At 62.5% G+C, this 21,809-nt stretch carries 19 protein-coding genes; 7 read left to right on the plus strand and 12 right to left on the minus strand.

The window, feature by feature from the left end:
- Nucleotides 1-80: 80 nt before the first annotated feature.
- On the plus strand, nucleotides 81-668 hold the full coding sequence (locus tag ACTYOL_RS24725) for a TetR/AcrR family transcriptional regulator (RefSeq protein WP_153774109.1): 588 nt from the start codon (nucleotides 81-83) through the stop codon (nucleotides 666-668).
- 68 nt (nucleotides 669-736) lie between these two features.
- Here ACTYOL_RS24725 and ACTYOL_RS24730 read toward each other — a convergent pair whose 3' ends face one another.
- Nucleotides 737-2,800: an AsmA family protein gene (locus ACTYOL_RS24730; RefSeq protein WP_197892453.1), complete on the minus strand. Its 2,064-nt coding sequence runs from the start codon at nucleotides 2,798-2,800 to the stop codon at nucleotides 737-739.
- Between the two features lie 341 nt (nucleotides 2,801-3,141).
- On the opposite strand from ACTYOL_RS24730, the gene ACTYOL_RS24735 reads away from it, so the two are divergent.
- The 3 genes from ACTYOL_RS24735 to ACTYOL_RS24745 all read left to right on the plus strand — a co-directional run bounded on the left by ACTYOL_RS24735 (nucleotide 3,142) and on the right by ACTYOL_RS24745 (nucleotide 5,682).
- Nucleotides 3,142-3,732, plus strand: coding sequence for a phage infection protein (locus ACTYOL_RS24735; protein WP_444757245.1), 591 nt, complete (start codon nucleotides 3,142-3,144; stop codon nucleotides 3,730-3,732).
- Nucleotides 3,733-3,857: 125 nt separating this feature from the next.
- Complete coding sequence (locus ACTYOL_RS24740) at nucleotides 3,858-4,490, plus strand: TetR family transcriptional regulator (RefSeq protein ID WP_054894553.1); 633 nt, start codon at nucleotides 3,858-3,860, stop codon at nucleotides 4,488-4,490.
- Nucleotides 4,491-4,572: 82 nt separating this feature from the next.
- A complete protein-coding gene (locus tag ACTYOL_RS24745; RefSeq protein ID WP_153774196.1) occupies nucleotides 4,573-5,682 on the plus strand; it encodes an AGE family epimerase/isomerase in 1,110 nt (369 codons plus the stop codon).
- A gap of 171 nt (nucleotides 5,683-5,853) precedes the next feature.
- Here ACTYOL_RS24745 and ACTYOL_RS24750 read toward each other — a convergent pair whose 3' ends face one another.
- The 6 genes from ACTYOL_RS24750 to ACTYOL_RS24775 form a co-directional block, all read right to left on the minus strand.
- A complete protein-coding gene (locus ACTYOL_RS24750) occupies nucleotides 5,854-6,621 on the minus strand; it encodes an SDR family oxidoreductase (protein ID WP_054894551.1) in 768 nt (255 codons plus the stop codon).
- 594 nt (nucleotides 6,622-7,215) lie between these two features.
- Entirely contained in the window at nucleotides 7,216-7,932 is a 717-nt protein-coding gene (locus ACTYOL_RS24755; protein ID WP_054894550.1) for an ABC transporter ATP-binding protein, read from the minus strand.
- On the minus strand, nucleotides 7,929-8,804 hold the full coding sequence (locus ACTYOL_RS24760) for an ABC transporter ATP-binding protein (RefSeq protein ID WP_197892457.1): 876 nt from the start codon (nucleotides 8,802-8,804) through the stop codon (nucleotides 7,929-7,931). The genes ACTYOL_RS24755 and ACTYOL_RS24760 overlap by 4 nt, the downstream gene beginning before the upstream one ends.
- Nucleotides 8,801-10,102: a high-affinity branched-chain amino acid ABC transporter permease LivM gene (gene livM, locus ACTYOL_RS24765; protein ID WP_054894548.1), complete on the minus strand. Its 1,302-nt coding sequence runs from the start codon at nucleotides 10,100-10,102 to the stop codon at nucleotides 8,801-8,803. The genes ACTYOL_RS24760 and livM overlap by 4 nt, the downstream gene beginning before the upstream one ends.
- Nucleotides 10,103-10,104: 2 nt before the next feature.
- On the minus strand, nucleotides 10,105-11,019 hold the full coding sequence (locus tag ACTYOL_RS24770; RefSeq protein WP_054894547.1) for an ABC transporter permease subunit: 915 nt from the start codon (nucleotides 11,017-11,019) through the stop codon (nucleotides 10,105-10,107).
- A 158-nt stretch (nucleotides 11,020-11,177) separates the two neighbouring features.
- Complete coding sequence (locus tag ACTYOL_RS24775; protein WP_444757246.1) at nucleotides 11,178-12,314, minus strand: branched-chain amino acid ABC transporter substrate-binding protein; 1,137 nt, start codon at nucleotides 12,312-12,314, stop codon at nucleotides 11,178-11,180.
- 471 nt (nucleotides 12,315-12,785) lie between these two features.
- Between ACTYOL_RS24775 and pncB the strand changes: the two genes are divergently transcribed.
- Complete coding sequence (pncB, locus tag ACTYOL_RS24780) at nucleotides 12,786-13,991, plus strand: nicotinate phosphoribosyltransferase (RefSeq protein WP_054894545.1); 1,206 nt, start codon at nucleotides 12,786-12,788, stop codon at nucleotides 13,989-13,991.
- A 3-nt stretch (nucleotides 13,992-13,994) separates the two neighbouring features.
- A complete protein-coding gene (gene nadE, locus ACTYOL_RS24785) occupies nucleotides 13,995-14,822 on the plus strand; it encodes an ammonia-dependent NAD(+) synthetase (protein WP_153774199.1) in 828 nt (275 codons plus the stop codon).
- Nucleotides 14,823-14,933: 111 nt separating this feature from the next.
- Here the strand turns inward: nadE and azu are convergent, their stop codons facing one another.
- Entirely contained in the window at nucleotides 14,934-15,380 is a 447-nt protein-coding gene (gene azu / locus ACTYOL_RS24790) for an azurin (protein WP_054894543.1), read from the minus strand.
- Nucleotides 15,381-15,752: 372 nt separating this feature from the next.
- Between azu and ACTYOL_RS24795 the strand changes: the two genes are divergently transcribed.
- Nucleotides 15,753-16,340, plus strand: a complete 588-nt coding sequence (locus tag ACTYOL_RS24795; RefSeq protein ID WP_054894542.1) for an LOG family protein — start codon at nucleotides 15,753-15,755, stop codon at nucleotides 16,338-16,340.
- Nucleotides 16,341-16,403: 63 nt separating this feature from the next.
- On the opposite strand, the gene ACTYOL_RS24800 is transcribed toward ACTYOL_RS24795, so the two are convergent.
- From ACTYOL_RS24800 to ACTYOL_RS24815, 4 genes are all read right to left on the minus strand, one after another.
- A complete protein-coding gene (locus ACTYOL_RS24800) occupies nucleotides 16,404-18,704 on the minus strand; it encodes a YgiQ family radical SAM protein (protein ID WP_063546380.1) in 2,301 nt (766 codons plus the stop codon).
- 214 nt (nucleotides 18,705-18,918) lie between these two features.
- The gene (gene dnaB, locus ACTYOL_RS24805; protein WP_054894540.1) at nucleotides 18,919-20,316 is read right to left on the minus strand and encodes a replicative DNA helicase; all 1,398 of its coding nucleotides are present in this window, start codon (nucleotides 20,314-20,316) and stop codon (nucleotides 18,919-18,921) included.
- A 112-nt stretch (nucleotides 20,317-20,428) separates the two neighbouring features.
- A complete protein-coding gene (gene rplI / locus ACTYOL_RS24810) occupies nucleotides 20,429-20,875 on the minus strand; it encodes a 50S ribosomal protein L9 (RefSeq protein WP_003249568.1) in 447 nt (148 codons plus the stop codon).
- A 20-nt stretch (nucleotides 20,876-20,895) separates the two neighbouring features.
- On the minus strand, nucleotides 20,896-21,786 hold the full coding sequence (locus ACTYOL_RS24815) for a hypothetical protein (protein WP_054894539.1): 891 nt from the start codon (nucleotides 21,784-21,786) through the stop codon (nucleotides 20,896-20,898).
- Nucleotides 21,787-21,809: the final 23 nt, after the last annotated feature.

Here is a 21,809-nt window from a genome sequence, read left to right on the forward strand (position 1 = left end):
CTACAAACACTAAGTCGCGCCTCCGAACACTGTCAACGAAAAACTTTAACGACTGCTACAAATGCGATAGAGTGCCGCCCATGACACGAAAAATCTCATTCGACTATCAGCAAGCCCTGGCCAGCGCCACGGACTTGTTCTGGAAAAACGGCTACGCCGCCACCGGCCTGCGCGACCTGCTCAAGGTCATGGGCATCGGCGAGGGCTCGTTCTACAACACCCTCAAGAGCAAGAAGCAGCTCTACCTGGCCTGCGTCGAGCGCTACAACGAAGAGGTGGTCGGCAAGCGCGAACAGGCTCTGTTGGCCGCACCGACTGCGGCCCTGGGCATCCGTGCGTTCTTCGCCGATGTGCTCGACAGCCTCGACAACCCACAAACGCCCTCGCGCCTGTGCCTGCTGGCGGCGATGGAGACCGAGGAAGTGCTGGTCGACGACGAGCTGAGGTTACGCGCCGAGCAGGCGCTGGCGGACTTGAAGGCGATGTTCGCCGGGCGCCTGGCCGAGGACCGCGAGCGTGGGGAGTTGCCGTCGAGCACGGACCCGCAATTGAATGCAGCGATCATCGCCACTTACCTCAAGGGGCTGTGGCGCATGGCGTTGGTGGAGTATGAGCGGCCGGCGTTCGAGCGGCAGATCGATGCCTTCCTGACGGCGCTCGGGCTGTAGCCGGTTATTTGGCTGGGCCGGCCCTATCGCGGGACCAGTCGGGGCGCCGAACCGCCGTGCCGTTCCCTCTACTTCTTCGGCTTCACCGCCGCAGGCGCCTTGCCGGCCTTCATCCGCTCCAGCAGCGGCGTGCACTGGTTGGGCACATCACCACTCGGAGCGATGAGCGCCAGCAACCCGGCGGCCGGCCCGATGGCCACACCCAGCGCCACCATCCCTGCGCCACGCAAGGCCAGCGGCACCGCCTGCACACCAGCACTGGGCTTGGCGAACGGCCCACGCACATACAGCGGTGAGCGCAGCGAGAACAGGCGCAGCCCCTTGGATTCCGGAGTGACCTTCAGGTCCAGTTGCTCGCTGGCGAAATTCGCCGTGCCATTGATGTAGATGATCGCGTTCTCGGTGTCGAACACGAACAGCCGCGTGGTCGCCAGGCCATCCTTGATACCCACGTCGGCCGCCGCGCAGTTGATCTTCACATCCTCGTCGCCGAACAGCTTGTCGACCACGTAGTTGCCGACGTTGAGCCCGGCGATCTCCATCAGGCTGCGGCTGATCGCGCCATCATTGATCAGCAGGCGCAGGTCGCCGTTGGAAGTGCCCAGCAACGCCGCCACCGAATTGCCGCGACCGCTCAGGTCGGCGTCGCCGTTCAGCTCGCCGAAGCTGGTCTGCATCGGCGCGAAGGTGGGGAACAGTTCCTTGAGCTTGAAGCCGCGGGCAGTCAGGCGTGCCCGGCCCTGCATCGGCACCGAGCGGCCATCGAGGCGAATATTGGCATCGAGGTTGCCGCCGGCCACGCCAAAGCGCAGCGGGACCATACGCAGCAGACCGTCCTCGAGCACCACATGGGCAGACAGATCCTTGAACGGCAACTGCTCGCTATGCACGATGCGCTTGCCAGCGAACGTCACGTCGGCATCCATCGCCCGCCAGCGGTCGGTGCGGAACTCCTCTACCGGCAGCACCTTGCCGGTCGGCTGCTTGCTGGCGCCACCACGGGCTTTCTGCTCGGCATTGGAATCAGCGCCGATCAGTGGCGCCAGGTCCTTGAACAGCAACTGGTTGGAGACCAGGTTGCCGGAGAGCTTGGGCCGTGGCTGGCTGGCGACGAAGGCCAGGTCGCCATGGATGTCGCTGTCACCGATCTTGCCGTTGAAGCCTTCGTAGCGGAAACGCGCGCCCTGCGGATCATGCAGGTTGGCGCTGAGGTGGCCGTCGGTGGAATACGCCGGCGTATCGGGCAGGGTCACACCGGTCAGCGGGTAGAGGTTGCCCAGGCTGCTGCCGGAAAGCTTCAGGCGCAGGTCCAGAGCGCCGAGATTGCGTGGGTCGGTCAGGGTGCCGGCGACGGCTGCGCGGGTGTCACCCACGCGTGCATCGACCTGCAGCGGGAATGGCTGCCTGGCGTCCTGCAGCGCCAGCAGGCCACCGATCTTGCCGGTCGCGGACACTGGCTGGCCCTTGTAGCGGCCTTCGGCCTTGAGCCCGAACGCGTAATCCTGCGCGCCACCGGCTTTTTCCGCGCTGGCCTTGCCGACGATCTCGCTGAACGGGATCGGCTTGCCCAGCGGGTCGATCTGCACCTTCATGTCGGTCTTCAGGGTCTGGTCGTCGAAGCGCACATTACCCTGGTCGAATCCGATCGCCCCGATATCGAGCACCCACCTGGAAGGTTCGGCGTTCTCGTCCTTGGGCCCGAAATCGAAAGTCCAGTTGGCGCGGCCGTCAGCCAGGCGCGTGAGACTGGCGGTGGGATGAGTGAGGTCGATTCGGGGGATCGAGATCTGCTGGAACAACAGCGGCAGCGGCGACAGGCGAAACTCGACACGTTCCAGGCCGACCATCTGCGGCTCCTTGAGCCAGTCGGGGTTGCCCAGGGTCAGGTCTTCGGCCACGAAGCGCGGCCAAGGCACCCAGGCGCGCCAGCCGCCCTCATCGGGCTCGCGCTGCCAGTGCACGGCGAGGTTGCCCTTGATGGCGAACGGGCGGTGCAGCGCTTCGGAGACCTTCTCGTTGAGCAGCGGCTTGATACGGTTCCAGTCGAAGGTGGCAATCACCACCACCAGTATCGCCAGCAAGGCCGCGAGGCTGGCGAGGATCCAGGTGAAGATTCTGGCGGGGCGCGTCATTGCGGGGCTCTCCTGACTGCAAGACTTGAAGCGGTGCGGCAAAGGCATTCATTACTTCGGACTGATGAAAGCCCGAGGGGTTTTATCGACGACGGCAATGATAGCGAAGTTTTTTCTGACCCATTCCTCAGCTTTGCGGGTGAAATCGACCTGGATGTTACCGGTGAAACGCGGTAGCACGTAGCCACCAACCACCCCGAAATCATTGATCCAGAGCCTTCGCGGTCAACCATCATTTACGTCGATTGTTACCATTAGCCATATGAACTTTTTTCTTGAGTTACCAAGCGTAGCATTGCCCTCGTACCCACTTTCCAGCGTCCCACGAGGAGCACCGAATCATGAAACGCCAACTGCTGCTGAGCCTGAGTCTTTCCATCCTCGCCGCCAACGCCTTCGCCTTGCCGGCTGCCGACCAACACCTGAGTGCCGAAGCCCGTTCCAGCTCGGCAGTGATTTCCCAGCCCCTGAAGACGGTTGCCGAAGGTGGTTCTGATCGTCTGATCGAACGCAACAACCGCGTTGCCGAAGGTGGCTCGGATCGTCTGATCGAACGCAACAACCGCGTAGCCGAAGGTGGCTCGGATCGCTTGATCGAACGCAACAACCGCGTAGCCGAAGGTGGCTCGGATCGCTTGATCGAACGTAATAACCGCGTTGCCGAAGGTGGCTCGGACCGTTTGATCGAACGCAACAACCGCGTTGCCGAAGGTGGCTCGGATCGCCTGATCGAACGCAACAACCGCGTTGCCGAAGGTGGCTCGGATCGCCTGATCGAACGCAACAACCGCGTTGCCGAAGGTGGCTCGGATCGCCTGATCGAACGCAACAACCGCGTTGCCGAAGGTGGCTCGGACCGCCTGATCGAACGCAACAACCGCGTAGCCGAAGGCGGCTCGGATCGTCTGGTCGAAATCCGCCGCGTGAGCTGATGCCCATGGCTGATAAAGACAACTCGACATACAGCGCTTGCTCCCCTCCAAAGCCCGGTCCATTGACCGGGCTTCGTTTTTTTATCTAGAGTGCCAAGCCGTACAGTCACAGAATCCAGAGCCCCATGCTGCCGCGTGCCGAACAGAAGCAACAGACCCGCCAGGCCTTGCTCGACGCCGCCTGCCAGCTCATGGAGAGTGGCCGGGGCTTCGGCAGCATCAGTCTGCGCGAAGTGGCCAAGGCGGCCGGTATCGTCCCCACCGGTTTCTACCGGCATTTCCCCGATATGGATGCCCTGGGCCTGGCGCTGGTCGCCGAGGTCGATGCCACCTTCCGCCAGACCATTCGCCTGGTGCGCCACAACGAATTCGAACTCGGTGGCATCACCGACGCCTCGGTACGTATCTTCCTCGATGTGGTAGCGGCACACCGCGCCCAGTTCCTGTTCCTCGCCCGTGAACAGTACGGCGGCTCGCAGCCCGTGCGCCAGGCCATCGCCCGACTGCGCCGGGATATCAGCTCTGACCTGGCCACCGACCTTGCACGCATGACCCGCTGGCAGCATCTGGACAGCGCCGCCCTCGGGGTGATGGCCGACCTGGTGGTCAAGACCGTGTTCGCCACCCTGCCAGAGCTGATCGACAGCCCTGATCCGGCTTGCCCACAGGCGCTGACCGCGCAGGACAAGATCACCCAGCAACTGCGCTTCATCTTCGTCGGGGCGCGGCATTGGCAGGGGTTGGGGAATCCGGGCTGAAGCCCGCGAAGCGGCCGGCACAATCAACCCCTTCACCAGTTCTGCTACCATGGCGCCCTGCCCGATTGCGACGAGCGCCTTCATGTCCAACCCCCGCCCTACCCCGTCCGAGCTGAGTACCTGCCTGGCTTCTGTGCGCGAACATTTCGCCGAGCGCATCGTGCCCTTGTGGCAAGGTCCCGGTTGGAACGCCGACATGGCCCTGCCCTTCGAAGCCCTCGACGCCAAACACCAGCCGCTGCCGGTGCAGCGCTACCGCGCCATGGCCTGCGCACGCCAGTTGTACCTGTTCAGCAACCGCATCGAGCAACCCGGTGCCGCCGAGCGTGCTGCAGCGCTGTTCCGCTCACTGCAGCGGCATTTTCACGACGCCGAGCACGGCGGCTGGTTCTACAGCATCGATGCCGACGGCAAGCCACTGGACCGACGCAAGGACCTCTACACCCACGCCTTCATCGTCTTCGCCTGCGCCCACTACTGGGGCAAGGTCCGCGAAGGACTGGTCGAGTCGGCGCTGAACGCGGCCCTGGAAATCATCGAGGAGCAGTTCGCCCGGGATGATGGCCTGTACGAAGCCGTGCTGGGCGAAGACTGGTCCGACCTTGGCAGCGGCCCGCTGCAGAACCCGCAGATGCACCTGGCCGAAGCCTTCCTGCAGACCCTGGCCGTGCGCCAGGACGATGCCGCGCAAGCGGCTCTGCTGCAGTTATGCACAGCCCTGCAGGCGCAGTTCATCGATCCGGCCCACGGCGTGATGCTGGAGAAACCCCGCGGTGCTGTGGATAACTGGTTCGAGCCTGGGCATCAGTTCGAATGGTTCTACCTGCTCGACACCTCGCCACTGCTGCGCGGTACACCCTTGCATGCATCGATCAGTCGGGCATTCGAGTACGCCGAGCGCTGCGGCGTGAAGGACGCGGCGGTGCTCGCTTCGCTGGATGTGGACGGCAAGGTGATCGATGCGACCCAGCGGATCTGGGCCCAGGCTGAATATCTGCGGGCGCTGGCATTGAAGCCAGGCAACGAGGCGAAGCTGATGACCCAGCTCAAAGCCCTCGAAGACAACTTCCTGCATGCCGGCGGCTGGCACGAATGCCGCGACGGCCAGGGCGCGGTCAGCCGACACGACATGCCATCCACCACGCCCTACCACCTGGCCACCTGCCTCGAAGGCCTGCAACGCCTGCTCTGATTGATGCAGGAGCAACTGTCCTGCTCAAAATCTAAAGGCCAGCCCAATCCCTGTGTGCGGGCTTGTCCCGCGAACACGGGCATAGCCCGTGCCAGGCAGCGCGGTGTCTTTTTCGCGGGCAAGTCGGGGCGCCGAACCGCCGCTCCTACAAGGGCCGGCGTGGAACCGTTTTCAGCCCTTGGCCGAACGGTCGATCGAGAACCCAGCCCAGTCCTGACTTACCGGCATCAGCTCAAGGTTGTTGATGTTGATGTGCGCCGGCTGGTTGAGTACCCAGAAGATGGTATCGGCGATGTCCTGCGGCTGGATCGGCTCGGCGCCCGCGTAGGTAGCGTCGTAGCGCGACTGGTCGCCACCGAAGCGCACCAGCGAGAACTCGCTTTCGCACAGGCCCGGCTCGATGTTGGTCACCCGTACGCCGGTGCCGCGCAGGTCGCAGCGCAGGCTCAGGGAGAACTGCCCGACAAAGGCCTTGGTGCCGCCATACACATGGCTGCCTGGATAGGGATAGTTGCCCGCCACCGAACCCACATTGAGGATGCTCGCGCCACGGCCATGGGCGATCAGGCGCGGCAACAGCAGGCGGGTGGTGTACATCAGGCCCTTGATGTTGGTATCGACCATGGTTTCCCAGTCGTCCAGGTCGCACTGCGGTGCAGGGTCGGCGCCCAGGGCCAGCCCTGCGTTGTTGACCAGGCCCTGCAGCTTGTCGAAGGCCGGCGGCAGGCTGGCAATGGCCGCCTCCATCGCCTTGCGGTCGCGCACATCGACCACCAGGCCGAGCACCTCGGTCTTGGCCGACAGCTCGGCGCACAGGGCATCCAGGCGCTCCTTGCGGCGACCGGTAAGCACCAGCTTCCAGCCAGCGTCGGCGAAACGACGGGCAGTGGCTTCACCGAAACCGGAAGTGGCACCTGTGATGAATACGGTGGACGTCATGCTGTTCTCCTTCGCTGTAGGGGTCGTAGCAGGCCTTGCAGCATGCCCGCGGCGCACGCTGGCAGCAAGCCGTTTTCGGTACTGGTCAAAAAACAGGCAACGCCTCAAAAGCCTTGCAGCACAAGGGCTGGTGCAGGCTATACGCATCTTATCCACAAGGCTTTCCCCATGGATTGGGGGCAACTCGTCGGGCAAAGGGAACCCTTTGACCTGGATAAACTCTTTCAGACCGCTCAGGTGATGGCGCAACGCTTTCAACCATGCCGTGTCCAGCAGTCTGTCCAAGGGTTGCGCACAGACTTATCCACAGAAAGGCAACAGCGATTCCGCGCCGCGATTCATGGGCAAGAGCGCGACGTAATTGTGCACAACGCTTGACTGATCAAATATTGACCAACGCCATGCAGGCCTTTGGATACGTGGTGTACAGCGACATGCCACCATGTTTTCCACAGGCGGTTCCACATTAAACGTGGAAAACATCGTGCCTGTGGAAACAAGGGGTTATGCAGGGAATCTACGGTGGTTCAAGCGGGATGTGCGACAAGTTGTCCACATTGGCGACCGGGGCCGCAAAGCAGCCCCTGCCACACCTCAATGTCCACCCAGATAGGCGCTACGCACCTCTTCGTTGACCAGCAACTCCTGCCCGGTCCCGGTCATGCGGATCTGCCCGTTGACCATCACATAGGCCCGGTCCGACAGTTTCAGCGCATGGTTGGCGTTCTGCTCGACCAGGAAAATGGTCATGCCGGTCTTGGCCAGCTCGCGCAGGGTCGAGAAGATCTGCTTGACCACGATCGGCGCCAACCCCAGCGACGGCTCGTCCAGCAACAGCAGCTTGGGCCGGCTCATCAAGGCGCGGGCGATGGCCAGCATCTGCTGCTCGCCGCCGGACATGGTCATGGCCCGCTGGTTGCGTCGCTCCTTGAGTCGCGGGAACAGCTCGTACATGCGCTGCATGTCTTCGTCGGCATGCTTGTCGCCGATGGGGATGGTGCCCATCATCAGGTTCTCCTCGACGGTCATGTCGGGGAACACCCGCCGCCCTTCCGGTGACTGGGCGATGCCGTTGGAGGCGATGTAGTGCGACGACTTGCGGGTAATGTCAGTGCCACGGTAGAGGATCTGCCCGGAAGCTGCCCGCGGCTGGCCGAAGATCGACATCAGCAGCGTGGACTTGCCCGCGCCGTTGGCACCGATCAGGCTGACCGTCTCGCCCTCCTCGATGTGCATCGAGACCTTCTTCAGCGCCTGGATCGGCCCATAGAACACATCCAGGTCCTTGAGCTCGAGAATGGGTGCACTCATATCAGTTCCTCTTCGTCGGCACCCAGGTAGGCGGCGATTACCGTCGGGTTGTTGCGGATGTCCTGCGGGGCGCCTTCGGCAATCACATTGCCGTGGTCGAGCACGACGATGTGATCGGAAATGCTCATGACCATGCCCATGTCGTGCTCGATCAGCACCACGGTGATGTCGTGTTCGTCGCGCAGCACACGGATCATACGACTCAGCGCCTCGGTCTCCTGCGGGTTGAGACCGGCGGCCGGCTCGTCCAGGCAGATGATCTTCGGCCGCGTGCACATCGCCCGGGCGATCTCCAGCCGACGCTGCTGACCGTACGACAACTCGCCAGCCAGGCGGTTGGCGCAATCGACCAGATCGACCACCTCCAACCAGTAGAACGCGTGGTCCAGCGCGTCGCTTTCGGCCTGGCGATACCCCTTGGTGTTGAGCACCCCGGCCAGCAGGCTGCGGTTCACCCACATGTGCTGGGCCACCAGCAGGTTTTCCACCACCGACATTTCCTTGAACAGGCGAATGTTCTGGAAGGTGCGCGCAAGGCCCGCGCGGTTCACCAGATGGGTACCACCGAACATCTTGTAGTACAGACGATTGGCGAAGCGTGTCGGCGAAACGAAATCCGTCGCCTCGAAGCGTTCGCCCAGCAGTTGGATGACGTTGGTGTGGCTGCCACGCACGTTCAGCTCGATACGCCCACCGCTGGCCTTGTAGAAGCCGGTCAGGCAGTTGAACACCGTGGTCTTGCCGGCGCCGTTGGGGCCGATCAGGGCGAAGATCTGGTTGCGCTTGACCTTCAGGCTGACGTCGCTGAGCGCCTTGATGCCGCCGAACTGCATCATCAGGTTGTCGACCGAGAGAATGATTTCGTCGCTCATGGCGCCACTCCTTTACGTGGGACCACGCCAGTGCGGCTGATGCGAATCAGCCCTCGCGGTCGCCAGATCATCATCAGCACCATCAGCACACCGAACAGCAGCACGCGGTACTCGGAGAAGCTGCGCAGCAGCTCCGGCGCCACGGTCAGCACGAAGGCGGCGATCACCACGCCCACGGTCGAGCCCATCCCGCCCAGCACGACGATGGCCAGGATCAACGCCGATTCGAAGAAGGTGAACGAGGACGGGTTGACGAAGCCTTGGTAAGTGGCGAAGAACACCCCGGCAAGACCGGCAGTAGACGCGCCAAGGGTGAAGGCCGAAAGCTTGACCAGCACGTGGTTCAGGCCCATCGAACGGCAGGCGATCTCGTCTTCGCGCAGCGCCTCCCAGGCGCGGCCGACCGGCATGCGCGTGAGCCGGTGCTTGATGTAGAGCACCGCCAATACCACCAGGAACAGCACGATGTAGATGAACAGGAACTTGTAGTTGGCGTTGTATTCGATACCGAAGAACTCGTGGAACGGCACCCCGCCATCCTTCGCCCGACGGCCGAACTCCAGCCCGAAGAAGGTCGGCGACGGCGCCGGCATGCCGTTCGGGCCACCGGTGAACGACAGCCAGTTGTTCAGCACCAGGCGGATGATCTCACCGAAGCCCAGGGTCACGATCGCCAGGTAGTCGCCATGCATGCGCAACACCGGGAAGCCCAGTATGCATCCGGCCAGTGCCGCAGCGATGGCCGCCAGCGGCAGCACGCTCCAGAAGCCCAGCCCCAGGTACTGGTAGCCCAGCGCCAGGCCATAGGCGCCAATGGCGTAGAACGCCACGTAACCCAGGTCGAGCAACCCGGCCAGGCCGACCACGATGTTCAGGCCCAGGCCCAGCAGCACATAGATCAGCCCGAGGATGACTACGGTCAGCAAGTACTTGTTGGCAAATATCGGGAAGACGATGGCGATGACGATCAACGCCGGGATGATGTAGCGCAGGCGCGACTTGTAGTCGGGTGCCAGCACATGCACGCCTGAGCCGCCGCTGTCGAAACCTTGCAGCAGGCGTTGGCCGGTGGTTGTCTGCAGGAACAGGCTGAGCACGAAGCGACCGATCATCACCCCGCCGACCAGCCAGGCCACGCGCCGGGGTTCTGCATTGAAGCTGTAGCCGTCGAGCACCACGCCGACGACAGGTCCGAAAACGATGAGCGCCAGCAGGCCGGCGACGAGGGTCTCGATCAGGCTGCGCTTGATGTCGAAACCCTTGCTTGGGGAAGTGGAGGCAGTATTGGCAACGGACATGATCACACCTTAGCCACGAGCGGGCGACCGAGCAGGCCTTGTGGACGGAAGATGAGGATTATCACCAACAGCGAGAAGCTGAAGACGTCCTTGTAGTCGGAGTTGACCAGCCCAGAGAACAGCGACTCGGAAATGCCCAGGATGATCCCGCCGAGCATGGCGCCCGGTAGCGAGCCGATGCCCCCGAGTACCGCGGCAGTGAACGCCTTGATGCCGATGATGAAGCCCGCATAGAAGTCGAAGGTGCCGTAGTTCATGGTGATCAGCACACCCGCCAGCGCTGCCATCACCGCACCGATGACGAACACATAGGAGATCACCCGGTCGGTGTTGATCCCGAGGATCGACGCCATCTTGCGGTCCTGCTGGGTGGCGCGGCACATGCGCCCGAGCTTGGTGTACTTGATGACATAGGTGAGCAGGCCCATGCCGACGAAGGCGGCAACCAGGATGAAGATCTTGGTGTAGGTGAGCTGGACGAAGCCGGTGCCGATATCGACGCGCCAGGCACCTTCGAGCAGGGTCGGTACGCCTTGCTGGCGCGCCCCCTGGCTGAGTTGCGCGTAGTTCTGCAGGATCAGCGAGATACCGATGGCGCTGATCAGCGGAGCCAGGCGGGTGGAGTTGCGCAGTGGCTTGTAGGCGATGCGCTCGATGGTGAAGCCATAGACACCGGTGACGACAATGGTGAACAACAGCGTGCCAAGCATCAGCAGCGGGAAGGATTCGATACCGAAGTAGGCCAGCAATGCCAGGCTGATCGCCGCGAGATACGCGGAGATCATATACACCTCGCCGTGCGCGAAGTTGATCATGCCGATGATGCCATAGACCATTGTGTAGCCGATGGCGATCAGACCATAGACAGACCCGAGGGTCAGCCCATTGATCAGTTGCTGCAGGAAAATACCATCCATAACGCAATCTCACCTATTGAGATTGCACGAGCGCCGACCACGGCGAGGGCAAGGGCAGAGCGTCCCTCGCCGCGCAGGACTGTGCAGATCTACGGATAAAGTACAAATACCGCGGGGCTGGGCCCGGTGCGCCAACGCGCCCGGGCCGCGAGCCGTTGTTATTTTTGTTTTTCCAGCTGGTGGTACTTGCCGTTGGCATCCCACTGGTAGACCACGTAGTCGGAGACGGTCAGGTCGCCCTTGCTGTCCCACTTCTTCTCGCCCATGACGGTCTTGACCGGATTGGCCTTGAGCCACTTGGCGGCGTCTTCGCCCTTGTTCGACTTGGCGCCGTTGAACGCGGCGGCCAGCGCCTGGATCGAGGCGTAGGCGTACAGGGTATAGCCCTCAGGCTCGGTGCCGGCCTTGCGGAACTCCTCGACCACCGCCTTGCTGTCCGGCAGCAGGCGCGGGTCGGCACCAAAGGTCATGTACACGCCGTCGGTGTATTGCGCACCGCCTGCGGTGGCCACCAGTTCGTCGGTGACGATACCGTCGTCGGACATGAACTTGACGTCCTTCAGGCCCTGCTCGCGCAGTTGGCGCACCAGCGGACCGGCTTCCGGGTGCAGGCCGCCGAAGTAGACGACGTCGGCACCATTGGAGCGGATCTTGGTGACCACGGCGCTGAAGTCCTTCTCGCCACGGGTCAGGCCTTCATACAGCACAGGCTTGACGCCGCGCTTCTCGAGCTGCGCCTTGGTCGCATCGGCCAGGCCCTGGCCATAGGTGTCCTTGTCGTGCAGGACCGCGACCTTCTTGCCCTTGAGCACATCGACGATGTAGTCGCCGGCAACGATGCCCTGCTGGTCGTCACGTCCGCACATGCGGAACATGGCCGACAGGCCACGCTCGGTGACCTGCGGGTTGGTCGACCCGGGGGTGATCGCGATGACGCCCGCTTCGTCGTACACCTCGGAGGCGGGAATGGTGTTGGAGGAGCAGAAGTGTCCGACCACGCCGATCACCTTGTCCTGATCGACCAGGCGGTTGGCAACGGCCACGGCCTGCTTCGGCTCGCAGGCGTCATCGCCCTTGACCAGGACGATCTTCTCGCCGTTGATGCCGCCGGCCTTGTTGACCACATCGGCTGCCGCCTGGGCGCCCTTCATGTATTGCTCGCCAAACGCTGCGTTGGCGCCGGTCATCGGGCCCGCTACGCCGATCTTTACGTCGGCCTGTACATACGAAGAAACACCCAGTGCCGTGGCCACGGCCAGTGCCAGGAAACCTTTCTTGTAAAACGTCTGCGACATGAGGTGGTGCTCCTAGAGTTTTTTTAGTTGGCACTACAACTTCATCAACCCTGTGCTCTGAGCAAGGGCCGTGCCATCGGTTTTGTCTTCCGGGAAAACACACTCCGCTGGGCCACTGCAGACCTCCGGCGGTCGTTTCTTTATTGAGCGTGCAACCGTCTGCCACAGGGCAGGCGCCACTGAACGCAAAACAAAGGAGCAACCGCAAGGTGCCATCATTGCAACCCTCGCAAGTGTTTACGTGCAACCATCCTGTAACAGCATGACGTCACCGAAGTGCACACCGCTGGTGCGCGACTGCTACAGGCAGGCACTGTTTCAAGGCTAGACGCTGTGACGGGGAATGGTGGTTTATCGATGATGGCCTTTTCGCATTCAGGCGGCGTTTCCCCGCAAAGGGGCCACCACAAATCCCTGGCCCCCTCTCGAAGCTGGCACAATAGGCACCAATCGCCGCCCTGGAGCCATTCAATGAGCGAGAGCGCATTCGCCGAGCGCATCGTGCATAACCTGCTCGACACCGACTTCTACAAGCTCACCATGATGCAGGGCGTCCTGCACAACTACCCGGACGCCGACGTGGAATGGGAATTCCGCTGCCGCAATGGCGAAGACCTGCGCCCCTATCTGGGCGAAATCCGCCGGCAGATCGAACGGCTGGCCGACCTCACCCTCGACGACGGCCAACTGACCTTCCTCGAGCGCATCAGCTTCCTCAAGCCCGACTTCCTGCGCTTTCTCGGCCTGTTCCGCTTCAACCTGCGCTACCTGCGCATCGGCATCGAGCACGACCAGCTGTTCCTGCGCCTGCGCGGCCCGTGGCTGCACGTGATCCTGTTCGAGGTGCCGCTGCTGGCGATCATCAGTGAAGTGCGCAATCGCCACCTGCATCCGCAGATGCGCCTGAACGCTGCGCGCGACCAGCTCCATCGCAAGTTCGACTGGTTGCGCGCCAATGCCAGCGAAGAGGAGCTGGGCGCCCTGCAGGTCGCCGACTTCGGCACACGCCGACGCTTCTCGAGCCGCGTGCAGGAAGAAGTGGTGCGGGTGATGCGCGATGACTTCCCGGCACGCTTCGTCGGCACCAGTAACGTCGACCTGGCATGGAAACTGGATATCAAGCCACTTGGCACCATGGCCCACGAATGGATCATGGCCCACCAGCAACTCGGCCCACGGTTGATCGACAGCCAGATCGCCGCACTGGACTGCTGGGTGCGCGAGTACCGCGGGCTGCTCGGTATCGCCCTGACCGACTGCATCACCATGGATGCATTCCTCGGCGACTTCGACCTGTACTTCGCCAAGCTCTTCGACGGCCTGCGCCACGATTCGGGCGAGCCGGTGGCCTGGGCGGAAAAGGCCATCGCGCACTACCGCAAGCTGGGGATCGATCCGATGACCAAGACCCTGGTGTTCTCCGATGGCCTGGACCTGCCGCGCACCCTGCAGATCTTCCGCGCACTGCGCGGTCGCATCAATGTCAGCTTCGGCATCGGCACCAACCTGACCTGTGACATTCCGGGTGTGGCGCCGATGAGCATCGTGCTTAAAATGACCGACTGCAACGGATCGCCAGTGGCGAAGATTTCCGACGAAGCCGCCAAGACCCAATGCCGCGACGAGAACTTCGTCGCCTACCTGCGTCACGTATTCAAAGTCCCTAGCAAGGAGTAACCCATGCAAGCCGTTCAGCAAGAGATTGCCCAGGCGCTCAAGGTACAGCCGCCCTTCGCCGATGCCGCCGCGCTCGAGAAGGAAGTGGCCCGGCGCGTGGCCTTCATCAAGGACTGCCTGGCCAACGCCCGGCTCAAGACCCTGGTGCTAGGCATCAGCGGCGGCGTCGATTCGCTGACCGCTGCCCTGCTCGCCCAACGCGCTGTCAATGAACTGCGCGCCGAGACCGGCGACCAGGCCTACACCTTCATCGCCGTGCGCCTGCCCTACCAGGTGCAGCACGACGAGCACGACGCCCAGGCCTGCCTGGAGGTGATCAAGGCAGACGAAGTGCACACCGTCGATATCGCCCCGGCTGTCAGGGCCCTGGCCGCCGAAGTGGCGGAACTGAAGAACGGCTCGCCGACCCTGGTCGACTTCGTCGTCGGCAACGTCAAGGCGCGCACCCGCATGGTCGCCCAGTACACCATCGCTGGCGCTCGCGCAGGCCTGGTGATCGGCACCGACCACGCCGCCGAGGCGGTGATGGGCTTCTTTACCAAGTTCGGTGATGGTGCCTGTGACCTGGCGCCGCTGAGCGGGCTGGTGAAGAACCAGGTGCGGGCGATCGCGCGCAGCTTCGGTGCGCCGGAATCGCTGGTGGAGAAGGTGCCAACTGCAGATCTGGAAGACCTGGAACCAGGCAAGCCGGACGAGGCGTCGCATGGCGTGACCTATCAGCAGATCGATGACTTCCTGCATGGGCAGCCGGTTGACCAGGCAGCGTTCGACATCATCGTCGCCACCTACCGCAAGACCCAGCACAAGCGCGAACTGCCGTTCGCCCCTTGATCAGGCTGCAGAAAGACCTGTGGGAGCGGGTTCACCCGCGAATGCGTCGGTAGATTCGACATCGCATTCGCGGGTAAACCCGCTCCCACAGGGTTCAGCGTCAGCCTTTGATTACTTGACGACAACCTTGCCCTTCATCATCGAGATGTGGCCCGGGAAGGTGCAGAAGAAGCTGTAGTCGCCACCGGCTTCGAGCTTGGAGGTGTCCAGCTTGATGGTGTCTTTCTCACCAGCGCCAATCATCTTGGTGTGGGCGATGATCGCAGCGTTGTCAGCCTTGATGTAGTCCTTGTCCAGACCCTGGGTCATGCCCTCGGTGGCAATGGCCTGCATGTCGGCCGTCTTGCTGATCACCAGGTTATGGCCCATGACGTTCTTCGGCAGGCTGCCACCATGAGTCAGTTCGATCTCGACGGTCTTGCAGCTCTTGTCGACGGTGAACTCCTTGGTGTTGAACGACATCTGGTCGGTAGAGTCGACAGTCACCTTGCAGTCGGCGGCAAAGACAGAAGCGCTGGCGAGGGTCAGCAGGGATACCGCTACAGCTTTCGCAAACATCGTGAATCTCCTTGGCAGGGTTTTATCAATTGCGAGACTGCCTGAAACCGGCCAGGCCCTTGCTGATTTGAATCAAGGGCCATCAATGAGCCAGCCAGTAGTATTGTTCAATGGATTGTATACAAACAATCTAAGAGCACATCATGCCTGCTTGATAGACGATGGGACAACCTCTCATTTAGGAGCAAGTGCCATGAATCTCGGAAATTTCATGCGCGGCCTGTTGGCTGCCTATGCGTGCGGCGCAACCGGTGCGGCGGTCTGCGAGTTCGCCCGACCGGAGTGAACTCGACGCTTGGAGCACGCGGCATTGCGCCTTACCCTGTGTGCCCCGCTGCCTGCGCAGCGGGTGAACTGCACTGGAGATAAGCAATGCCCGTACGTTCCGTCTGTGTCTTCTGCGGCGCCAGCATCGGCGCCAACCCGGCCTATCGTGAGGCCGCCATCGCCCTCGGCCAGGCCATCGCCCACCGCGGCCTGACTCTGGTCTACGGCGGTGGCGCCGTCGGCCTCATGGGCATCGTCGCCGATGCTGCCATGGCCGCTGGTGGCGAAGTCATCGGCATCATCCCGCAGAGCCTGATGGACGCCGAAGTCGGCCACAAAGGGCTGACGCGCCTGGAGGTGGTCGACGGCATGCATGCCCGCAAGGCGCGCATGGCCGAGCTCAGCGATGCCTTCATCGCCCTACCGGGTGGGCTGGGTACGCTGGAAGAGTTGTTCGAGGTCTGGACCTGGGGCCAACTGGGCTATCACGCCAAGCCGCTGGGGCTGCTGGATGTGAATGGCTTCTATGAAAAGCTTGGCGGCTTCCTCGACCATATCGTCGAGGAAGGTTTCGTGCGGCCGCAGCACCGGGCGATGCTGTTGCTCGGTCAGCAGGCGGATGAGCTGCTCGATGGCATGGACAGCTTCATCGCCCCGGTGGCGCCGAAGTGGGTCGATCACAAGCCTGATTGATCGTTTTACAGAACCCGTGGGGGCGGCGCTTCGCCCCCACCATGTTCCTTGCGGGTTTGGAGGTCAGCGCGGAATCACTGGCTGGCGCGGCTTCTTGTTGCCCTTGCCGCCTTTGGCCGCTTCCTTGCGCTCCTTGGCTGCCTGCTGGTTGCGGGCGAATGCCTCGGCCTTGGCCTTCTCGCGCTTGTCCCACGGCTTGCTGCCATCGCTGGCACGCGGCGGCAGGCCGTTGTGCTGGGTGAGGATCTTCTGCTCCTTGGCCACCTTGTGGCTGCCAGCCGGCGTCGAGTTCTTGCGACGCGCGCTCTGGTAGCTGTCGGTCTGCGGCTGGTGCAGCGGGATCAACTGGTGCTTGCCCGGGCCGATCAGGTCGGCGCGCCCCATGCGGGTCAGCGCTTCACGCAGCATCGGCCAGCCCTTCGGGTCGTGGTAGCGCAGGAACGCCTTGTGCAAGCGGCGCTGCTCGTCGCTCTTGACGATCTCCACACCCTCACTCTTGTAGGTGACCTTGCGCAGCGGGTTCTTGCCCGAGTGGTACATGGCCGTGGCCGACGCCATGGGCGAAGGGTAAAACGCCTGCACCTGGTCGGCGCGGAAACCGTTGCCCTTGAGCCAGAGGGCCAGGTTCATCATGTCTTCGTCGGTGGTACCAGGATGCGCAGCGATGAAGTACGGGATCAGGTACTGCTCCTTGCCCGCTTCCTTCGAGTACTTCTCGAACATGCGCTTGAAGCGGTCGTAGCTGCCGATACCCGGCTTCATCATCTTGTCCAGCGGACCACGCTCGGTGTGCTCCGGGGCGATCTTGAGGTAGCCACCGACGTGGTGGGTGACCAGCTCCTTCACGTACTCCGGCGACTCGACCGCCAGGTCGTAACGCAGGCCCGAGGCGATGAGGATCTTCTTTACCCCCGGCAGCGCACGCGCCTTGCGATACAGCGAGATCAGCGAGCTGTGGTCGGTATTGAGGTTCTCGCAGATGCCCGGGAACACACATGACGGCTTGCGGCAGTGCTTCTCGATCTCGTGGCTCTTGCAGGCGATGCGATACATGTTGGCGGTCGGGCCGCCCAGGTCAGAGACCACGCCGGTGAAGCCCGGTACCTTGTCGCGCATTTCCTCGATCTCGTGCAGGATCGATTCGTGGGAGCGGTTCTGGATGATCCGGCCTTCGTGCTCGGTGATCGAGCAGAAGGTACAGCCGCCGAAGCAGCCGCGCATGATGTTCACCGAGAAGCGGATCATCTCGTAGGCCGGGATGCGCTCCTTGCCATAGGCCGGGTGCGGGACGCGCGCGTAGGGCATGCCGAACACGTAGTCCATTTCCTCGGTGCTCATCGGAATGGGTGGTGGGTTGAACCACACGTCCACTTCACCGTGCTTCTGCACCAGGGCGCGGGCGTTGCCTGGGTTGGTTTCCAGGTGCAGCACGCGGTTGGCGTGGGCATAGAGCACCGGGTCGTTGCGTACCTTCTCGAACGATGGCAAACGGATCACCGACTTCTCGCGGGTCATGCGCGGACTGTCGAGAATCTGTACGACCTTGGCTTCGTTCGGGTCTTCCACCTCGCCCTTGGCCTGCTCGATGGCGCAGGCCTGGGTGTCCTGGGTGTTGACGTAGGGGTTGATGATCTTGTCGACACGGCCTGGACGGTCGATGCGGGTGGAGTCGATCTCGTACCAGCCCTCGGGGGTGTCACGGCGGATGAACGCGGTGCCGCGCACGTCGGTGATCGACTCGATCTTCTCGCCGTTGGACAAGCGCTGGGCAACCTCGACCACCGCCCGCTCGGCGTTGCCGAACAGCAGGATATCGGCGCTGGCATCGACCAGGATCGAGTGGCGGACCTTGTCCTGCCAGTAGTCGTAGTGGGCGATGCGGCGCAGCGAGGCCTCGATGCCACCGAGCACGATCGGCACGTGCTTGTAGGCTTCCTTGCAGCGCTGGCTGTACACCAGGCTGGCGCGGTCCGGACGGCTGCCGGCCAGGCCACCAGGCGTGTAGGCGTCGTCGGAACGCACCTTCTTGTCGGCGGTGTAACGGTTGATCATCGAATCCATGTTGCCGGCCGCGACACCGAAGAACAGGTTCGGCTCGCCGAGCTTCATGAAGTCGTCTTTGGACTGCCAGTTCGGCTGGGCAATGATACCCACGCGAAAGCCCTGGGCTTCCAGCAGGCGGCCGATGATGGCCATGCCGAACGATGGGTGGTCGACGTAGGCGTCACCGGTCACGATGATGATGTCGCAGGAATCCCAGCCGAGCTGATCCATCTCCTCCCTGCTCATCGGCAGGAAAGGCGCTGGCCCGAAGCATTCGGCCCAGTACTTGGGATAGTCGTAGAGTGGTTTGGCTGCTTGCATGTCAGTGACCGGTTCTGGTGTGCAGGGAAATCGCGGGCGCGGAATATAGCACAAATTTTGACCAAATCCGACGGTGGTGGTCGGAATCATAGTGATCGCCCAGAAAAACATCGCCCCCTGTGGGAGCGGGTTTACCCGCGAATGCGATGGCGGGTTAAACATCGCATTCGCGGGTAAACCCGCTCCCACAGGGGGCCGATTCAGTTCTGGGGGGTTATTCGTCGTCGTCGAAGTTGTACATGCCCGGCGCCAGGTTCTCGAAGCGGGTGTACTTGCCAATGAACGCCAGGCGGACAAAACCGATCGGACCGTTACGCTGCTTGCCGATGATGATTTCCGCCACGCCCTTGTGCTCGGTCTCGGGGTGATACACCTCGTCACGGTAGACGAACATGATCACGTCGGCGTCCTGCTCGATCGCTCCGGATTCACGAAGGTCGGAGTTGACCGGGCGCTTGTTCGGGCGCTGCTCCAGGGAGCGGTTGAGCTGCGACAGCGCGATGACCGGGCAGTTGAACTCCTTGGCCAGGGCCTTGAGCGAGCGCGAGATCTCGGAAATCTCGTTGGTCCGGTTGTCGCCGGCCGAGCCCGGAATCTGCATCAGTTGCAGGTAGTCGACCATGATCAGCGCGATCTCGCCATGCTCACGCGCCAGACGGCGGGTACGTGCACGCATCTCCGAAGGGCTGATACCGGCGGTGTCGTCGATGAACAGCTTGCGGTCATTGAGCAGATTGACCGCCGAGGTCAGGCGCGGCCAGTCATCGTCGTCGAGCTGGCCGGAGCGGACCTTGGTCTGGTCGATGCGACCCAGCGACGAGAGCATACGCATGATCAGCGATTCGCCAGGCATCTCGAGGGAGAACACCAGCACAGCCTTGTCGCTGCGCAGCACTGCGTTCTCGACCAGGTTCATGGCGAAGGTGGTCTTGCCCATCGACGGACGGCCGGCGACGATGACCAGGTCGGCGGGCTGCAGGCCGCTGGTCTTCTCGTCCAGGTCGGTAAAGCCGGTGGAAACACCGGTGATGTCGCTGTCGGAGTTGAACAAGGTGTCGATACGGTCGATCGCCATGGTCAACAGCTCGTTGACCCCCACCGGTCCACCGGTCTTGGGCCGCGCCTCGGCGATCTGGAAGATCTGCCGCTCGGCGTCGTCGAGAATCTCTTCGGCGTTGCGCCCTTGCGGGTTGAAGGCGTTGTCGGCGATGTCGGTACTGATGCTGATCAATTGGCGCAGCGTCGCCCGCTCACGGATGATCGCGGCGTAGGCCTTGATGTTGGCCACCGACGGAGTGTTCTTGGCCAGCTCGGCCAGGTACGCCAAGCCACCGACCTGGGTCGATAGGCCTTCCTTGTCCAACTGCTCGTGCAGGGTGACCACGTCGAACGGCTGGTTGGCATCGGCCAGCTTGTGCACGGCACGGAAAATCAGACGGTGGTCATGCCGGTAGAAATCGCCATCGGACACCTGGTCCAGCACTCGCTCCCAGGCGTTGTTATCCAGCATCAAGCCACCGAGCACAGCCTGTTCGGCCTCGATGGAATGCGGCGGCACCTTCAGGGCAGCGGTTTGCAGGTCGAGCTGTTCGGGATTGGTAATCTCGTTCATGGCCACGCAAGAATTCTGGGGGGTTCAAAAAGACAAAGGGCACGGCCTGAAAAACAGGACCGTGCCCGATGTTAACCGGCTGGCCCGCAAGGGGCCAGTCAGTCAGCGCAGCTTAGGCAGCTACGACGACCACGCGTACGGTGGCTTCAACGTCGCTGTGCAGGTGCACAGCTACGTCGTATTCGCCAACCTGACGGATGGTGCCGTTCGGCAGACGAACTTCAGCCTTGGCCACTTCAACGCCGGAGGCGGTCAGGGCATCAGCGATGTCGTGGGTGCCGATCGAACCGAACAGCTTGCCTTCGTCGCCAGCGGTGGCAGTGATGGTCACTTCCAGCTCGGCCAGTTGGGCAGCGCGGCTTTCAGCCGAAGCTTTCTTGTCGGCAGCGGCTTTTTCCAGCTCTGCACGACGCTCTTCGAATGCAGCCAGGTTAGCGGCGTTGGCAACGGTGGCCTTGCCGAATGGCAGCAGGAAGTTACGGCCGTAACCAGCCTTAACTTTTACTTTGTCGCCCAGGTTGCCCAGGTTGGCGACTTTTTCCAGCAGGATCAGTTCCATTTGGTAAAACCTCTTAACTTTTAACCTTCACCGTTCGCGGAATCATTCCCCTTGGGGGAGTGGCGACCGCGAAAATCAATCAGGCTGTCGACAATGGCCAAGACCACGAGCAACGGATAGGTCAGCTGCATGAACAGCACCAGCGTCACGTACAACCCCACCAGCCAGAACCTGGCCAGGCGTTTCTGGGCCACCAGCCCATGCAGCAGGGCAATGCCCGCGAACATGAGCGGCACACTGCACAGCGGCGTAAGCAAGGCGACGGCGGAACCGAAGTTCGGCCCGAACACCATGCACGCCAGCAGCACCAGTGCCGGCACCAGGGGAATCCGCACCGCTTGAAACTCGCGGCCGAAACCTCCCGGGTTGTACAACGCGGCCTGCCAGTACCGGCCCAACATCAGGGCCAGAACGCTGACGACCTGCAGCAAAGCTGCAATCAGGCCGTTGAGCACCGGTACGATGAGTGCCCCCAGGTGTGCCTGCTCCTCTACCGACAACTGCTGGTAGAGACCGTCGAGCATCTGCGGCAGGGCTTTTTCAAGCGCTCGCGCCAGAGCTTCGATCGGTTCGCGGAACACTGAACCGAGGATGACACCGTACAACAGGCCCAAGGCGATGCTGGACAACAGCACCCGGTTCCAGGAGTGCCCGGCGCGCAACAGCGCAGCCAGCCCCAGCGTCCCCAGCAGCACCATCAAGGTGCGCGGCTCACCGAAGATCCACCAGGCCAGCGCGGGCAAGATGCCCCACACGATGACCGAGGATGCGTCCTTGAAACCACGCCGCAGGAACACCAGGCTCCCGGCGGCGGCACTCAACCAGAACAACAGCGGCAATGCCGCACAACCAGCCACCACGACAGTGGCCTGCACACGACCGCGCATGATGAAATCAGCCAACGCTCGCATGCCTATCCCTTACTACTTGTCGA

This window comes from Pseudomonas sp. A014, assembly GCF_052378495.1.
GTDB classification, from domain to species: domain Bacteria; phylum Pseudomonadota; class Gammaproteobacteria; order Pseudomonadales; family Pseudomonadaceae; genus Aquipseudomonas; species Aquipseudomonas machongensis.

Bases quoted from the DNA above. Each gene is read 5' to 3' on its own strand.
- ACTYOL_RS24725 (WP_153774109.1), top strand. From the start codon at position 81: ATGACACGAAAAATCTCATTCGACTATCAGCAAGCCCTGGCCAGCGCC.
- ACTYOL_RS24730 (WP_197892453.1), bottom strand. From the start codon at position 2,800: ATGACGCGCCCCGCCAGAATCTTCACCTGGATCCTCGCCAGCCTCGCG.
- ACTYOL_RS24735 (WP_444757245.1), top strand. From the start codon at position 3,142: ATGAAACGCCAACTGCTGCTGAGCCTGAGTCTTTCCATCCTCGCCGCC.
- ACTYOL_RS24740 (WP_054894553.1), top strand. From the start codon at position 3,858: ATGCTGCCGCGTGCCGAACAGAAGCAACAGACCCGCCAGGCCTTGCTC.
- ACTYOL_RS24745 (WP_153774196.1), top strand. From the start codon at position 4,573: ATGTCCAACCCCCGCCCTACCCCGTCCGAGCTGAGTACCTGCCTGGCT.
- ACTYOL_RS24750 (WP_054894551.1), bottom strand. From the start codon at position 6,621: ATGACGTCCACCGTATTCATCACAGGTGCCACTTCCGGTTTCGGTGAA.
- ACTYOL_RS24755 (WP_054894550.1), bottom strand. From the start codon at position 7,932: ATGAGTGCACCCATTCTCGAGCTCAAGGACCTGGATGTGTTCTATGGG.
- ACTYOL_RS24760 (WP_197892457.1), bottom strand. From the start codon at position 8,804: ATGAGCGACGAAATCATTCTCTCGGTCGACAACCTGATGATGCAGTTC.
- livM (WP_054894548.1), bottom strand. From the start codon at position 10,102: ATGTCCGTTGCCAATACTGCCTCCACTTCCCCAAGCAAGGGTTTCGAC.
- ACTYOL_RS24770 (WP_054894547.1), bottom strand. From the start codon at position 11,019: ATGGATGGTATTTTCCTGCAGCAACTGATCAATGGGCTGACCCTCGGG.
- ACTYOL_RS24775 (WP_444757246.1), bottom strand. From the start codon at position 12,314: ATGTCGCAGACGTTTTACAAGAAAGGTTTCCTGGCACTGGCCGTGGCC.
- pncB (WP_054894545.1), top strand. From the start codon at position 12,786: ATGAGCGAGAGCGCATTCGCCGAGCGCATCGTGCATAACCTGCTCGAC.
- nadE (WP_153774199.1), top strand. From the start codon at position 13,995: ATGCAAGCCGTTCAGCAAGAGATTGCCCAGGCGCTCAAGGTACAGCCG.
- azu (WP_054894543.1), bottom strand. From the start codon at position 15,380: ATGTTTGCGAAAGCTGTAGCGGTATCCCTGCTGACCCTCGCCAGCGCT.
- ACTYOL_RS24795 (WP_054894542.1), top strand. From the start codon at position 15,753: ATGCCCGTACGTTCCGTCTGTGTCTTCTGCGGCGCCAGCATCGGCGCC.
- ACTYOL_RS24800 (WP_063546380.1), bottom strand. From the start codon at position 18,704: ATGCAAGCAGCCAAACCACTCTACGACTATCCCAAGTACTGGGCCGAA.
- dnaB (WP_054894540.1), bottom strand. From the start codon at position 20,316: ATGAACGAGATTACCAATCCCGAACAGCTCGACCTGCAAACCGCTGCC.
- rplI (WP_003249568.1), bottom strand. From the start codon at position 20,875: ATGGAACTGATCCTGCTGGAAAAAGTCGCCAACCTGGGCAACCTGGGC.
- ACTYOL_RS24815 (WP_054894539.1), bottom strand. From the start codon at position 21,786: ATGCGAGCGTTGGCTGATTTCATCATGCGCGGTCGTGTGCAGGCCACT.